Consider the following 14,391-nt stretch of genomic DNA (forward strand, 5'->3'; position numbering starts at 1 on the left):
GGTGGCGCGCGCCGAGTGTCCCAAATCGCGAGATCAACTTTTGGTGATCTGGGTCACTTGCAGTGCCCCTGCGCGGGTGACCCGTAAGCCGGGGAGTCAGTTGTCGGCGCACGGCCCGACAGCCCACCCGTTTGTAGCGGCCGGACAAGTTGTTTGCCGGTGGGGACCGCACAGGCTACGGGGCCACCCTCGGGTTGGTGCGAAACCCTGCCCTGGCGCGCGATGACTCGGGCACCATGGCGGTATGGCCATCGCAGATGAGCGACAGCGTGCGGCTCGGACTCTCGCTCAGCGTGCTCACGAGGTCGGGCGCGCATCTGGGCGGGAACTTTGGCGCGAAGCGCTGCAGTGGATCAGTCGGGGGAGGCTCGGCCGGCAGTACGGCCTACCAGTAGTCCCCGAGTTGGGGACGCCGTGGCAGGACACGGTCTCGGGTGAGCGGGTCGGGTGGCGTCAGCGCGCCGCCAATCTGGACGGGGAGTTCGCGTTCTCCGTCGATTACCAGGTCTGCCACCGCTGCGGTCTCGGCTGGGTCGAGCAGCCGCACACGTGGCCCCAGTACCAGCGTTGTGGGTTGGCCAGCGCGGGCCTGGCCGCGCTACGTGCTGAGCACCCGGGCATCGCGTGGCACACGCTGGGAGGCCATTTCGCCGAATCGCGGGGCTTCTGGACTGTTGTCGGCGCTGGCGTCAGCGGGGCCTACCAGCAGCGCCGGCTCTGTCTGCACGTCGGCCGCGGCTGAACGGCAAGGAGCCCGGCCAGCGAGTAGCTGGCCGGGCTCGGGCGGGATGCCGCCAGGGCGCTTGGCCGGTGGTCAGTCTTCGTCGCCCTCGTCCACCGGATCGGTGGTGGGGTACCCGTCCTCGGTGACGACCGCCTTGCCTGTGGCCTTCTCGATCGCCTCGACCAGGGCCCGCTGTCGGGCGTTGAAGAAGCCCGCGAAGTCATCCTTGGCGAGCAGCGCGGGATCAGCCAGGTGGGTACGGATGTGGTCGGCCACGGTGTCCGCCTCCACCTCGGCGTTCTTGGCGAGCCTGGGGAGGTAGGAGGAGGGCGCTGCCCCGCCGATGATCCGGTTGGTGCGTCCGGTCAGCGGGGTCTTGTTGACGATCGAGTTGTAGCTGCCCCTGGGGATGTTCTCCCGCTCGCACCACGCCTGCGGGAAGATGTGGTGGATGTCCACGGCCTCTGCGAAGTACTCGGTGATCTCGGTCTTCTCACCAGTCCGCCAGTCGACGGCGCCTTCCTTCATCAGCAGGGCGTAGATCCCCTTGTAGGCGGCGCTGTTGCGGGTACGCAATGTCAGCAGGCGGCTCTCACTGAACCGGGCGTCGCGGATGGTGCGAGGTTCGGCCCCTGTGCCGCGCACCCAGCCCACGGTCTCGGGGAGGTCGTGGCTGAACCTGGTCTCCGTCGAGCCGCCGTACAGCTCGCCGAACACACCGCACCAGTACCAACGGGCCAGCTTCTGCTGTGCACCGGCCGGTTCGGCATGCTCGCCGAGCACGCTGAGGATCGCGGCGAGCGGGATCAGCTGGGTGCCGTAGGGCAGGAACTTGGTGTCAAAGAGGTACTGCTGGCGGAGGAACTTGGCGGCGTCCTTGAAGCCCCGGACGACCAGTGGCGCGAAGCGGCGGTACTCGTCGAGACCCAGTTCCAGCATGTCCTTGCGCTTGCAGCCGATCCGGGGCAGACGTTCCTCGTCGACCCCGACGGTAGCCGCCTCGGCTCGCCGGGCGGCCGTCGCCATCAGCGTGACGGCCTGCAGGAAGTCGGTGTTGGAAACCTCCTTGAGGACGCGGTACTCCGGCGCTTTCCACGCGGCCCGGACGACGTTGTCCCAGTGGTCGCGCAGGTCGAACTCGTCGGCGGCGTATGTGGCGGTGAGCAGCTCGAAGACAGTGAGGGTGACGCCGCCGGTGTTGACCTTCTCGAAGACCTGGCAAACGGCCTGACGCTCGGTCTGCTTCCCGAGTTCGATCACCGGCACCTGGTAGAGCTCGAAGGGGCGGACGAAGGCCTCCTCGAAGTCCCGCCACCACTTGCGGCCGTCCTCGCCCCGCGCCTTCCAGTAGTCCTCGTAGCCGTAGCTCCAGTCGCGGTTGGCGAAGAGCTGGGAGAGCGGGAAGAGCCGGGCCGCGTACTCCTTCTCCGGAGTCGAGCAGTCCTCGACGGGATCGCCCCGGAAGGTGCGGACCACCCGGTCCGCCGGCAGCAGGCGGATGGCGTCCTCACGGTCCAGCTGGGGGTCGAGAGCCTTGACCATGTCGACGTAGAACCAGCCGGAGATCCGCTGCTTGCGCTGGTTCTGTGTCTCGACCGGCTTGCCGAGCATGAGCGACTGGAAGAGCGAGGTCATCCGCTGCTGGCCATCGAGGATCAGGGTGTCCGGTTCGGCGCCCGGGGGCGGGGTGGCGCCCTCAACCGGGCGGCACTTGAAACGGACGTCACCGCCGGTCTGCAGCAACATGAGGGTGCCGACCGGGTATCCACGAGAGATCGAGGCGAGCAGGCCGATGATGTTGTGGTCCGGCCACACCCAGCCGCGTTGGAACTCCGGCAGCTGTGCTTCGCCCTCGGCCACCCGCCGTAGCAGTTTGACCAGCTGGATCTTGTCGATCCCGAATGCTTGCTCCGTCACGGCCCGTCCCCTCCTTGACACTGAACGCTGCCGAGAGGCTATCGGGTGGCCGAGTGAACACGAGGGCGGTTCTGAAACTGAACACGCCTTGGCAGTGGTCACCGCCATTTGCTCTTTGGCCAGGGCTGGTTGAGGAAAGCCAAACGCGACTGGACCGGCTACCTCGGGGAGCCGACTCGCGATCCCCGCTGAGCCACCTCAGTCGCGCCGGAGGGCAGCATCGTGATCGACATCAGGGGATACCACGCACCTGCCCGGCCAGCAGTGTCTTGCGCCTGCTTCAGACCCGTATCGGCTTTGTGCCCGGGTGTGAACCTGAACGAGGCCGTACTTGCCGCTGGTGCGCCACGGCTTCCCAGCGGTGTCCAGCCTGGCGACCACCGGTCCGTCGGGGCCGACGATGACGCCCGACCTCAACGTCCGCAAGGCAACTACTGGGGACGGTCGGCTTCACCGTTCAGACCGCGATGAACAACTGGGGCAGCCTGTTCAGTTCGGTCCTCATGTCGCGATGTCGCTGGCGCCGGTCGGCCTCAGCTTTGGCCGCCGCCGTCAGTTCGTCTTTCAGCACGTCGTACGTCATGCCCCAAGCGTCGAGCTCTGCTTCGAGGATGGCGAGTGCTGCGGCGAGCTCGGAGTCAGCGTTCGCTGCTGACTCCCGCTGTCGACTGAGTTCGCTCTCGCGCGACTCCGTGGTCTCGTAGCGCCCAAGTGGCTCCGAAGCCTTTCGCAGCTTCTCCGCGAGCCGTCCTCGCTGCTGATCAGCTTCGAGCTTCTTGTCCGCTGCCTCCACCGCAGCATCGGAAGCAAATGCCATCACGCGGAATCCGAACATCTGTCCCAGGCTGCGCTCGCCTGTATGACGCGAGCGGTAGTTCTCGCGCGTCAGGGGTGCCTCCTCGACAGCCCCATGTATCCACTCCCGAACCAACCCATTGAGGAAGCGATCGGCCTCATCAGATCGGAAGTCAGCGGGGAGTCTCCAGTCCACCTCTAGGTCGAAGTCGGGAACGTGGTACACCCTGCCTCGCAGAAGTTCGTCTCCACGTTGCCAGACGTAGTGCTTGTGTGCCCGTGCGCCATCGCACTTGTCGGGGTGATAGTTCACGAACCCCCAGGGCTGGCCGTTGAGGGTCCCATCGTCAGCGATGATCTGCTCCTCGCGGAGCTGGCGAAACACGGCGAGGGTGACCTGTTTTCCCGAGATGCTGAGAGTCTTCACCTCCACTGCCACTGTGTTGATCGTAGCGTTGTGGACGGTCAACTGCTTAGCCATCAAGCCCCCTTCGACATCGGTGTTCCAGGATGCCGCTATTTCTGGTTCGTTGTGGGCATGTCGATGTAACTCACTCACTGAACACGCGTTGGCGGCCCAGGGCACGTCTCATGTCGGTAGCGCCAAGTCCGTGGAGCAGCAGCGGAAACCCCATGTCGTCCAGGTATGCCCGCACGGGCTCGAAGATCCCGTACGGCACGTACGCGGGGATCTCCGCAGGGGAGACCCAGGCCAGCTCGGCGACTTCGTCCGGAGCTGCAACGTACGCGGCTCCAGTCCGTGCCGCACAAGCCACGTAGGACAGCCGCCGCCCCGTCTTCGGATGTACTCGCTCGCCCAGGAGACGGAGGGCTGCCACATCGAGGCCCACTTCCTCCCGCGTCTCACGGACAGCGGCCTGCAGCGGCGTCTCCCCGGCCTCGATTTTGCCGGCCGGGAACTGCCAGGACAGCTCGCCCTCGCTGACCCGGCGCCGCAACATCAGCACGCGACCTTCGCGGACCACGATCGCGGCGGCGATGCCCGTGGGCTCGTGAGTGGTCGGGTTCACGTCGGCTCCTCAAAGAGGCGGATAGGACGGGTGACTGATCGTGGAGGCGTCTCCGAAGCAACCCAGCAATATCCGAGGACGCTACTCGGCGAGACCGGCACCGCGACCGTCCTCGCTGAGTCAGTGACGCAGAGGGCGGCCTGGACTTCAGGTGCGACGCAGGAACCTGCGGGGGCCGCGATGGCGTCCGGCACGCCGGCCCTTCCCACTGCGCTGCTTCCAAATCTGTCGCTGGACCGGGCTGGCCTGGTTCGTCGTTGAGAACGATCGACTGCCAGACCCGCTCTTGGAGTTCCTGGATGCAGGGCCCGCAGGCGTACATCGCCGCCTGGGCGCCGGCCACGCTCGCCGGGCCGATCCACAGCACGCGTGTCCGCTGCTGACCGCAGTAGAGCCAGTAGACGCCGTCGACCCAGTGGTTGCCGTCGTCCGTGGCGGCCGGGGCGGGCAGGCCGCCACGGACGAAGTCGGCGATCCCGGGTATCACCTGGTGGGGCACTGCCGGGTCCGTAACCACACGTTCCCCCAAGGTCAGCTTCCGTCGGCAGCGGCGGTCTCCACCCCGTCGATCGGCGACCACTCCTGTTCCAGGATCGAGTAGGTGATCGAGTCGCGCCACGCGCCTCGGACGAAGACGTGATCGCGGATACGGCCGTCCTCGGTCATCCCGGCCCGGAGGAGAGTCCGCGCCGAAGCCTCGTTGAGTGGCGAGCGGGCTGCCCAGACACGGTGCAGGCCAAGCCTGTTGAACGCCAGCGCGCACAGCAGATGGACGGTCTCCGTGCCCAGCCCCCGCCCCCACACGGCGGGGTGCAGGGCGAAGCCGATGGTGGCCGCCTGCTGGGGCTCGGTCGCCAGGCGGGCATAGCCGATCAGTTCGTGCTGGCCGAGTCGGGTGACGGCGAGGCAGTACTCCGTCCTCGGGCTGTCCTTCGCCGACGCGATTGAGCGGTCGGTGATCAGCTGGACCTGGTCCGGGGTCCGCGGTTCGAAGCTGAGATGCCGAGTGGCCTCCCGGTCGCCGTAGATGGCCAGAAGGGCGTCGGCATCCCCGGGTTCGACTTCGCGCAGTGCCAGGCGAGGGCCGGCCAGGTGGACTGAGGTCATGGCTGCGGAGCCTACCGGCGCGGTCACCGGATGAGGACCGACGTCGGGGTGGCGGTGAAGGCTTCGATCTCCTCACGCAGGCTGGTGATCGGTCCGCCACCTCGTCGTCCGTCGGCGTGCAGCGCGCTGTGGACACGCTGGGCACTGCTGGTGATGCCGAAGTTCCGCTGCTCGACGGGGAGATCCAGCACCGGACGGACAGCCTCGGCCGCTCCCTCGAACTCGCCGCGGGAAATGCGGGCGAGCGCGAGGTCGGTCTGGGCGCCGGCCTCGTCGCCGAAGGCCCACTCATCCTCGGAAGCGCTACGGTACGCGGCGACGGCAGTCTGCGACTGGCTCTCGCCGAGCGTGGGGTCCTCGCCCAGGGTCACGGTGGCCTCGGCGACGTAGTAGAGCTGACGGGGCACCGGAAAGGTCATGATGCCGCCGAAGCCATCGAGGTCGTCGAGTTGGACCGCCGCACGGGCGTCTTCCGCTCTCTGGATGGCGGCGCGAGTGGCTTCACCATCGCCGAGCAGGGCGTTGGCGCGAGCGGACAGACTGGCAAGCCACACGCTCGTGGTGCCGCGAACGCTGCTGGCCGCGGACTGCCCGAGCGTGGCGTAGTCGATGGCTTCGGCGGGGCGGCCGGCCCAGTAGGAGATAAGCGACTGCAGGGAACGGACCCAGGCGCGCATCGCGTGGTGGTCGGCGTTGTCGGCGCACACGTAGGCGGTGCGGGCCTGCATCATCGCGGCGCTCGGGTTGCCCAGGTCGTGGCTGGCCTTGGCCAGCATTCCTGAGGTGATCCCTGCGAGGAGGTACAAGTCGCGGGCCTGCAGAGGCTTGACCCTGCCGTGCTCCAGCAAGCGGAAGGTGAGGTCCTGTACCTCGACCAAGTCGCCGAGAAGAGTAGGGAGGGCAAGCCGGGGATAAGCGGCGGTCAGCCGCCGCACTTCGTCATGGATCTGCCCCAGGGTCTCCGGGCCGACGCTGCTGCCTTCCGCCATCGCGGTGAACCGAAGCGCACGACGAGCCGCCATCGCGACCTGCCTTTCCAATTCCGTGGTGCCCGCGTCAAAGCGGGTCTCGATGCTGAACGGGTCACCAGCAGGCAGCACGTGCGCCTGCTCGGACGAGAGGAGGACAGAGGCTGGCCGTGCCGGGGGGACGACGAACGAGGGTGCGACGACTTCCGGGCTCGGCCTGTCCGGTGCGGGCGCCAGGAGAAGATCGACGCTGACTCCGAACATGGCCTCAAGAACCCGGCACAGGTCCGGATACGGCCGTGTCTTGACCGCGCCGCCGTACCAGCGTTCGAACTGGCGCTTGGAGACCGACAGTCCCTCCAGTCGAGGGTCGTCGTCCTCCTGCGCCAGCCGGTTGGCCGTCGCTTCGAACCGGAGCCGGAAGGTCTCGTGCACCTGCCAGTGCCGCTGTAGCGTCAACACCCTTAACAGCGTTGGATCTTGAGCCACAGCAGATCCTCTCCGATCCACGTTCATCTGTTCTGACGATAGCCCTGGCAGCTCGGCAGGAAACCCCTTCAGCCGCCGCCCGGCCAAGATGGCGGTGCTCATGACGGCAGTCATGACGCGCGACGACGCAAGCCCCTCGCTCCGCCCGTGAACGACGGCGGCCAGAAGACGGCAGCGGCGTCGTATCGAAGCCCGTCGACGCGCCGCCATCCTGAGCACTCCTTCGCTTTCCGTGCATTCCTGACAGCGAAGCGTGAGATCAGCTGCTGAGACCAGCAGCCCCCGAGGACACCCACGTCGAGCACCACGTGGACACGGCCTGCCGAGCGGCAGGCCGGCAACGGGAGGGAACTGATGGACAACACCTTGACCACCCTGGCTGGGCAGATCGCCCAACTGGACGCGGTGGATCCCGCACAGCTCGAACGGATTCGCCACGAGGCCCTGACCGCGCGGGCCCCCTGGAAGGCGGAGTACAGCGCCTACCAGTCCGGCGGCTGGTGGACGACCTCGCTCATGAACGCCTCCGGCGACGCCGGCGACGTGACGATCGACGACTGCACCGCCCAACCGACCGCGCTCCTCGGACAGATGCCGGCCACTGCCGCGCTGCTGACCGAGCTGGGCCTGAACTACATGTGGGTGCGCCTGGCCCGACTGGAGGCCAACGCCTTCCTCTGGGAACACCGTGACTACGACGAACTCGACCAGGTCGAGCGGCACCGGCTGCACATCCCGCTGCACACCAACTCCTCCGCGTTCCTGGTCACCGGCGGCACGAAGGTGCACATGACCGGCGGCCGGATCTGGCGTCTGACGCCGACCTACGCGCACGGGGTGTGCAACCTGCTCGGCCCCGACCGCATCCACCTGATCGCCGACGTGTACGCCGACGACGTCTACCGGCGGCTCGCGCGGCGCCCGTCCCTCCACCCGTCGGGTGCGGAACTGCTGCCCGCCGCCGACGAAGCGACCCTCGCCGAACGGCTGGAAGCCGCCCGCGGCATGGCAGCGCTGGGCTACACCGATGCGGCCGAACGCATGCTGCTGCGGCTGTTCTACGCCTACGCCCTGCCCGAGGGCACGGTCTACGACCTGATCGCCGAACTGCACACCTCGCTCGGCGACATGGAGGCCGCGACGCGCTGGACGGTGGCCAAGCGGCGCCTCCTCGCCCTCACGCCCTGACCGGCCGCTCACCTCGTACTGTCCAACCCCGCCGGAATCCGAACAGAGGACGCGCATGCCCACCCTGCAACTGGCCGAGCTCACCCAGGCCAACCGCCCGACCCAGCTCCCGCTCCTGGCGAAGCTCGCCGACATCCTGGCCACCTCCCCGGCCGTCACCCACCTGATGGTCCGCGGCTCACTGGCCCACGGCACCGCAGACCGCCTCTCCGACGTCGACTTCGTCGTCGGCGTCGACGACGCCCAGCTGCCCGCCTTCGTCGAGGCCCTGAACGACCTGATGTCCATCGAGGCCGGCGCCCTGCTGCCCGGCTGGCGCGACACGATCGTCGCCGACCGCGGCGGGGTCGGGACGGTCTTCCTCATCCCGGATGAGGGCAGGCTGCACCAGATCGACCTCTACCTCGTGCCCGCATCCCGCGTCCCCCACCTGCAGGCGACGGTCGCCACGGCCCCGCTCCTCGACCGCCGGCCCGCGCCCGCCGCGCCGGAAGCGGTCGCGCTGGCCGAGCGCTTCGCCGTCGAGTTCCTCGCTCGGCCGCGCTCGTGCACCGAGCTGCTGATCGAGCACCTGGTGCTGGCTGTACTGCTCCACAAGCGCATCAAGCGCGGCCAGCGGTTCGTCGCCTACTCCGAATGGCACCGGCTGCACACCGCGACGAAGGACCTCATCAAGACCGCCCTCGCGCCGACCTCCCGGTACTGGGGCTGGTACCAGCTGCGCGAGGAGATCGCCGTCACCCCGATCGGCCGGGCCTGCCTGGGCGACCTGGACGCGGCGATCAGCGGGCCGGCGGTCCCGCTGGCGGCGGACGTCGACTCGGCGATCGAGCGGATGCTCGCCCTGGTGAACCGCACCTGCCCGGAAGCGCTCGACGGATTGCGCGACGCCGTCGCCGCCTACCGTGCGTACCTGGAGCTCGTGTGAACGCGCTCCACCTCTCGGGCCCGGCGACCAGCCGGGCCCGAGAGGGCCTCATCGCCGTCTTCTTCGGGGGCGTCGTCCCCGCCTCCGCCGAGGAGGAGAAGCTGGCCGAGGAGATCGGCCGGGCCCTGGCCCAAGCCGGGTACTCCCTTCTCCACGGCGGCTACAACGGGCTGATGGAGGCCGCCGCCCGCGGGGCCTCCTCCCAGGGAGCCGCGGTCACCGCGGTCACGCTGATCGGCAAGCACGACGAGTGGGGAGCGTTCAACCCGCACGCCACCTTGTCGGTCCACCTGCCCAACCTCGGTGCCCGCCTCAACCACTACCTGGAACACGCCGACCTGATCGTTGCGATGGGCGGCGGCGTCGGCACCCTGCACGAGCTGACCGCCGCCCTCTACTACGCGACCACCGTCCGCCCCGTGCCGGTCTACCTTGCCGGGCCGACCGCCCTTCGCCTGCTCGCCTTCCTGTGCGAGGAGAGGTGGCTGTTCGAGACCCCCACCCGGCCGCTCGGGTTCCTCACCGTCACCGAGTCCGCCGACGCCTTCCGCGCTCACCTCGCCGCCCTCGATACAGCCCCGATTGGAGGAGCATGACCACCAGCACACCGCTGGCCGGCCTCGCCGCCAGGCTCGCCGAAACCGCATGCGTCAACGCCTCGTTCAAGCTCGTCAACGGCACCCAGCTCGACACCTACTTCGACGAGTACCGCCTTGCCGCCGATCCGACGCTCCTGCACGACGTCGCCGCCGCCATGGCTAACCTCGTCCCCAACGACGCCCAGGTCCTGGCCGGCGTGGAACTCGGCGGCGTCCCGCTCGTCGTCGCCCTCTCCGCAGCCACCGGCCTGCCCGCTGTCTTCCTGCGCCGCCAGCCCAAGCGCTACGGCTCGCGCCGCCAGATCGAAGGCGCCGCCATTGACGGCCGTCGAACCGTCCTGGTCGACGACGTTGTCCGCTCCGGCGGCCAACTGCTCAACATGGCCCGCATCTTGCGGATCGCCGGAGCCCCCGTCGCCGACGCCCTGTGTGTGCTGGAGCGCCCGCTCGGCGGACGCTCGCTGCTGGCCGACCAGCGGGTCACCTTGCACAGCCTGCTCGCCGAGGCCGACCTGCCCTCGCCCAGGAACGGAGACGCTGCGTGAGACGAGCCGCGCTCTTCGACGTCGACGGCGTACTCGTCGACAGCAAGACCGCCCAACTCGCCGCCCTGGCAGGGTTCGCGACCTTCGCACTCGGCCGCCGTGTCAGCGTCGCGGACCTCCCGTCGTGGGCCGTGACCACCCCGCGAGCGCAGGTGCTGGCCGAGCTGGGCCTGTACGGAGCGATCAACGAGGACGGCTGGGATGCGGCCACCTCCACGGCCAGCCTCGACGCCGTCGTCTTCCCTTACGTCACCGGCACCCTGAAGGCGCTCCGGGCCGAGGGCCTGGCCACCGGAATCGTCACCCGGCGCGACCGCCGGCGGCTGGGCTGGCTGCTGTCGCCGGACATCCACGACCTGATGGACACCGTCGTCTGCTACGAGGACGCGACGCCCAAGCCCGCGCCCGACGGACTGTACCTCGCCCTCGACCGGCTCGGCGTCGCTCCCAGCGCCGCCGTCTTCGTTGGGGACATGGACGCGGACATCCACGCTGCCAGAGCGGCGGGCGTCACCTCCGTGGGCGCAGGCTGGGGGTTCACCGAGCCCGAGGAACTCGCAAGCTTCGGCGCCGACCTCGTCCTGCTCGACCCCGCCGAGCTCACCGACGTGCTGCTCGCCCTACTGCACGCGGGGCAATCCGACGGGAACAGCAAGCGATCTTGACTCCAGATCAGCTACGCTCGATGGTGCAGCGCACAGAAGATCGCTACGTGCGCTGCACCATCAGTGAGCAACGGATCTGGAGTCATGGTCTACACCGTGGGGGCGCGAGCTATCTGCGTCGAGCTGGAGAACTGAGAACTTCTCAGTCCCTGTTCTCGGCCCGGCTCGGCGTGTGATCTCCCCCCACCCTCCACGACTCTTCCGTGAGGCCATACCGCCATGCGCTCGACGCAGATCCGCTCCACCTTCCTGGACTACTTCACCGACCGCAGCCACCACCAGGTCCCGTCCAGTCCCCTCATCCCCTCCGATCCGACGCTGCTGCTGACCAACGCCGGCATGAACCAGTTCAAGCCCTACTTCCTGGGCGAGGTCACCCCGGAGAACCCGCGGGCCACCAGCCTCCAGAAGTGCGCCCGCACCTCTGACATCGACAACGTCGGCCGCACCAACCGGCACGCGACGTTCTTCGAGATGCTCGGCAACTTCTCCTTCGGCGACTACTTCAAGGCCGACGCCATCGCCTACGCCTGGGAACTCCTCACCCAGGGCTACAACTTGGAGAAGGACCGGCTCTGGGTCACCGTCTACGAGGACGACGACGAGGCCGAGCAGCTCTGGCGCAAGATCGGCGTCCCCGCCGAGCGCATCCAACGCCTGGGCACGGACGACAACTTCTGGTCCATGGGCGTCCCCGGCCCCTGCGGGCCCTCCTCCGAACTCCACTACGACCGAGGCCCCGCCTTCGGCCCCGAAGGCGGCCCCGCCGTTGACGGTGAGCGCTTCATGGAGATCTGGAACCTCGTCTTCATGCAGTCCCAACGCGGCGAGGGCGACAAGAAGGGCAACTTCCCGATCCTCGGCGACCTCGCCCAGCAGAGCATCGACACCGGCCTCGGCCTCGACCGGCTCGCCGCGATCCTTCAGGGCGTCGAGAACGTCTGCACCACCGATCTGCTCCTGCCCACCCTGAAGACGGTCCAGGAACTCGCTGGCCGCGACTACCCCGGCACCGGAGAGGAGAAGGTCTCCTTCCAGGTCGTCACCGAGCACGCCCGCTCCATCGCCTTCCTCATCGCCGACGGTGTCCTGCCCGCCAAGGACGGACGCGGCTACATCCTGCGACGCCTCATGCGCCGGGCGGTCCGCCATGCCCGCCTGCTCGGCATCGACCAGGACGTCCTCGCGCCGACCACCAGCAGCGTGATTGCCAACCTCAGCGACGTCTGGACCGAACTCTCCGACCAGGCCGCCCTCATCGAGCGGGTCGTCACCGCTGAGGAGGAGTCGTTCACCCGTACCCTCGTACAGGGCACCCGGCTGCTGAACGCCGCGATCACCCGTACCCGTGAGAGCCGTTCCACCGCGCTGCTGGGCGAGACCGCCTTCGAACTGGCCGACACCTTCGGCTTCCCCCTGGAACTGACCGTCGAGGCAGCCCACGACGCCGGGCTGACAGTCGATGAAGACCGCTTCACCGCCCTGCTGGACGAGCAGAAGAAGCGCGCCAAGGCCGGCGGCAAGGCCAAGACCACCCAAGCCTTGCGCAAGCAGGACACCTACCGCGAGCTGTCCGCCCAGCTGCCCCGCACCGACTTCCTCGGCTACGACCATCTCGCGGCGGAGGCCACCATCCTGGGCCTGATCCTCGACGGTGCTGTCACCACCAGCGCCCCCGAAGGCGCCGAAGTCGAACTCGTCCTCGACCGTTCGCCGTTCTACGCCGAGGCCGGCGGTCAGATCGGCGACACCGGCACCCTGCGCACCACCGACGGCACGCTTCTTCGGATCACCGACACCCGCTACGGCCTGGAAGGCTTCCGCGTCCACAACGCTCGCGTGATCGCAGGCGAGATCCGCACCGGAGCGAGCGGCGAAGCCGCCGTGGACGCCGACCGGCGCAAGGGCCTCATGCGCTCCCACTCCGCCACCCACATCCTCCACGCCGTCGTCCGCGCCACCCTTGGCGACCACGCCCGCCAGCAGGGTTCCCTCGTCGAACCCGACCGGCTCCGCTTCGACTTCGCCCACTTCTCCGCCGTCACCCCCGACAAGCTCGCCGAGATCGAAGCCGCCGTCAACGGCCACGTACTCGACGACCCCGCCGTCCGGGCCTGGCACGCCGACCGCGTCGAAGCCGAGGCCGCCGGAGCCATCGCCCTGTTCGGTGAGAAGTACGGCGACACGGTGCGCATCGTCGACATCGGCGACTTCTCTCGCGAGCTGTGTGGCGGAACCCACGTCGGCCACGGCTCCCAGGTCGGTGCCTTCCGCCTGCTCAGCGAGTCCTCGGTCGGCTCCAACCTTCGCCGCATCGAAGCCTTCACCGGCTACGGCACCCTCCGCCACCACGACACCGAGCGCCGGTTGCTCGAAGAGGTCTCCACGCTCCTCGGCACACGCCCGAAGGATGTCCCCGAGGCCCTGCGCAGGCGCCTCGACGCCCTGGCCACCACGCAGCGGGAACTCGTCCGCCTGCGCGAGGCCGAACTACGGAACCGTGCGGGACAGCTCGCCTCGGGCTCCCGCCAGGTGCCCGGGGGCCGGATCGTCTCGCAGCGGGTCACGGGGCTCGGGGCGGATGACCTCCGCGTCCTCGCCGCCGGCACAGCAGACCACCTCCGCGACGACCGCGCCGTAGTCGTCCTCGGGACCGAACACGACGGCAAGGCCCTGCTCGTCGCCGCGATCACGCCCGGTCTGCTCAGCGCCGGTGCCGAGGCCAGTCAGATCCTCGCCGCTGCCGCCCGTGCCGTAGGCGGTGGAGCAGGCGGCAAGGGATCAGTCGCGAACGCAGGAGGCCGCCGCGTCGAAGCCCTCGATGAGGCCCTCAGCATCGCTGTCCAGGAAGCGACCCGCGCCCTCAACCAGTAGCCGTCCACGTGCATGAGCATGCTGCGAGCGGCGACCCCACGCGGAGGCCGCCGCTCGCAGCATGCCTCCCACCACCACGATCAGCGCGCGAACAGGTCTTTCACCAGGACGACGCTGTCGTAGTTGGTGACGTCCCACCGCCACGTTCCCGCCGGCACGTAGCCACGTCGGAGGTACCAGCCAACCAGCTCGCTCGCCTGGGACGACGTGTCGATCACTACCTGACCGGAACCCAACGCGGCAATCCGCTCCTCTGCGAGTGCCAGCAGCCGCTGCCCCAGCCCAGTGCCCCGCTGCGACGGCTCCACCGCCAGCTGCCAGAACGACCCCGCGCCCGCCGGCGCTGGGTACCCCTCCGGGGCCGCGAAAGGAGCCGCCACCGTCACCGTCGCCACCATCGCGTCCCCCTGGAACGCCACCCAGCATTCACCCTTGCCCAGGCGGTAGGCCGTGTCCTGCGCGGACTGGTGCGAGGCAAAGAACACCCGCCCAGCGGCGGCGTGATCGGCGTATGCGCGATGCAGCAAGCGGGTCAGCTGCTCCACCGAGTCCCCCTTGGCG

At 68.7% G+C, this 14,391-nt stretch carries 12 protein-coding genes and 1 pseudogene; 7 read left to right on the forward strand and 6 right to left on the reverse strand.

What is annotated here, in order from left to right; all coding sequences use genetic code 11:
- Window positions 1–244 precede the first annotated feature (244 nt).
- Window positions 245–742 (forward strand): hypothetical protein, encoded by a 498-nt coding sequence (locus tag ACIBH3_RS09720; protein ID WP_396311388.1) that lies wholly within the window; start codon window positions 245–247, stop codon window positions 740–742.
- Between the two features lie 72 nt (window positions 743–814).
- On the opposite strand, the gene ACIBH3_RS09725 is transcribed toward ACIBH3_RS09720, so the two are convergent.
- The 5 genes and pseudogenes from ACIBH3_RS09725 to ACIBH3_RS09745 all read right to left on the reverse strand — a co-directional run bounded on the left by ACIBH3_RS09725 (window position 815) and on the right by ACIBH3_RS09745 (window position 7,133).
- A complete protein-coding gene (locus ACIBH3_RS09725; RefSeq protein ID WP_396311389.1) occupies window positions 815–2,641 on the reverse strand; it encodes a DUF262 domain-containing protein in 1,827 nt (608 codons plus the stop codon).
- A gap of 457 nt (window positions 2,642–3,098) precedes the next feature.
- A complete protein-coding gene (locus tag ACIBH3_RS09730; RefSeq protein WP_396311390.1) occupies window positions 3,099–3,917 on the reverse strand; it encodes a hypothetical protein in 819 nt (272 codons plus the stop codon).
- Window positions 3,918–4,074: 157 nt separating this feature from the next.
- Window positions 4,075–4,467 (reverse strand): annotated as a pseudogene (locus ACIBH3_RS09735) (NUDIX hydrolase); the annotation flags it as partial.
- 531 nt (window positions 4,468–4,998) lie between these two features.
- Window positions 4,999–5,574, reverse strand: a complete 576-nt coding sequence (locus tag ACIBH3_RS09740; protein ID WP_396311391.1) for a GNAT family N-acetyltransferase — start codon at window positions 5,572–5,574, stop codon at window positions 4,999–5,001.
- Window positions 5,575–5,597: 23 nt separating this feature from the next.
- Window positions 5,598–7,133, reverse strand: a complete 1,536-nt coding sequence (locus ACIBH3_RS09745; RefSeq protein ID WP_396311392.1) for a hypothetical protein — start codon at window positions 7,131–7,133, stop codon at window positions 5,598–5,600.
- 252 nt (window positions 7,134–7,385) lie between these two features.
- Between ACIBH3_RS09745 and ACIBH3_RS09750 the strand changes: the two genes are divergently transcribed.
- The 6 genes from ACIBH3_RS09750 to alaS all read left to right on the forward strand — a co-directional run bounded on the left by ACIBH3_RS09750 (window position 7,386) and on the right by alaS (window position 13,830).
- Window positions 7,386–8,219 carry an aspartyl/asparaginyl beta-hydroxylase domain-containing protein gene (locus tag ACIBH3_RS09750; RefSeq protein ID WP_396311393.1) on the forward strand — a complete coding sequence of 278 codons (834 nt, stop codon included), beginning with the start codon at window positions 7,386–7,388 and terminating at the stop codon, window positions 8,217–8,219.
- A gap of 55 nt (window positions 8,220–8,274) precedes the next feature.
- Window positions 8,275–9,147: a hypothetical protein gene (locus tag ACIBH3_RS09755; protein WP_396311394.1), complete on the forward strand. Its 873-nt coding sequence runs from the start codon at window positions 8,275–8,277 to the stop codon at window positions 9,145–9,147.
- Window positions 9,144–9,743 carry an LOG family protein gene (locus ACIBH3_RS09760; protein WP_396311395.1) on the forward strand — a complete coding sequence of 200 codons (600 nt, stop codon included), beginning with the start codon at window positions 9,144–9,146 and terminating at the stop codon, window positions 9,741–9,743. Before ACIBH3_RS09755 ends, ACIBH3_RS09760 begins: the two co-directional genes overlap by 4 nt.
- Window positions 9,740–10,291 (forward strand): orotate phosphoribosyltransferase, encoded by a 552-nt coding sequence (locus ACIBH3_RS09765; RefSeq protein ID WP_396311396.1) that lies wholly within the window; start codon window positions 9,740–9,742, stop codon window positions 10,289–10,291. The genes ACIBH3_RS09760 and ACIBH3_RS09765 overlap by 4 nt, the downstream gene beginning before the upstream one ends.
- On the forward strand, window positions 10,288–10,956 hold the full coding sequence (locus ACIBH3_RS09770) for an HAD family hydrolase (protein ID WP_396311397.1): 669 nt from the start codon (window positions 10,288–10,290) through the stop codon (window positions 10,954–10,956). Before ACIBH3_RS09765 ends, ACIBH3_RS09770 begins: the two co-directional genes overlap by 4 nt.
- A gap of 219 nt (window positions 10,957–11,175) precedes the next feature.
- On the forward strand, window positions 11,176–13,830 hold the full coding sequence (gene alaS / locus ACIBH3_RS09775; protein ID WP_396311398.1) for an alanine--tRNA ligase: 2,655 nt from the start codon (window positions 11,176–11,178) through the stop codon (window positions 13,828–13,830).
- A gap of 80 nt (window positions 13,831–13,910) precedes the next feature.
- On the opposite strand, the gene ACIBH3_RS09780 is transcribed toward alaS, so the two are convergent.
- Complete coding sequence (locus ACIBH3_RS09780; protein ID WP_396311399.1) at window positions 13,911–14,375, reverse strand: GNAT family N-acetyltransferase; 465 nt, start codon at window positions 14,373–14,375, stop codon at window positions 13,911–13,913.
- Window positions 14,376–14,391: the final 16 nt, after the last annotated feature.

The organism is Kitasatospora sp. NPDC050543, assembly GCF_044457565.1.
Taxonomy (GTDB): domain Bacteria; phylum Actinomycetota; class Actinomycetes; order Streptomycetales; family Streptomycetaceae; genus Kitasatospora.

Excerpts from the sequence above, each read along its gene's own strand:
- ACIBH3_RS09720 (WP_396311388.1), top strand. The coding sequence starts at position 245 with ATGGCCATCGCAGATGAGCGACAGCGTGCGGCTCGGACTCTCGCTCAG.
- ACIBH3_RS09730 (WP_396311390.1), bottom strand. The coding sequence starts at position 3,917 with ATGGCTAAGCAGTTGACCGTCCACAACGCTACGATCAACACAGTGGCA.
- ACIBH3_RS09740 (WP_396311391.1), bottom strand. The coding sequence starts at position 5,574 with ATGACCTCAGTCCACCTGGCCGGCCCTCGCCTGGCACTGCGCGAAGTC.
- ACIBH3_RS09745 (WP_396311392.1), bottom strand. The coding sequence starts at position 7,133 with ATGAGCACCGCCATCTTGGCCGGGCGGCGGCTGAAGGGGTTTCCTGCC.
- ACIBH3_RS09750 (WP_396311393.1), top strand. The coding sequence starts at position 7,386 with ATGGACAACACCTTGACCACCCTGGCTGGGCAGATCGCCCAACTGGAC.
- ACIBH3_RS09755 (WP_396311394.1), top strand. The coding sequence starts at position 8,275 with ATGCCCACCCTGCAACTGGCCGAGCTCACCCAGGCCAACCGCCCGACC.
- ACIBH3_RS09765 (WP_396311396.1), top strand. The coding sequence starts at position 9,740 with ATGACCACCAGCACACCGCTGGCCGGCCTCGCCGCCAGGCTCGCCGAA.
- alaS (WP_396311398.1), top strand. The coding sequence starts at position 11,176 with ATGCGCTCGACGCAGATCCGCTCCACCTTCCTGGACTACTTCACCGAC.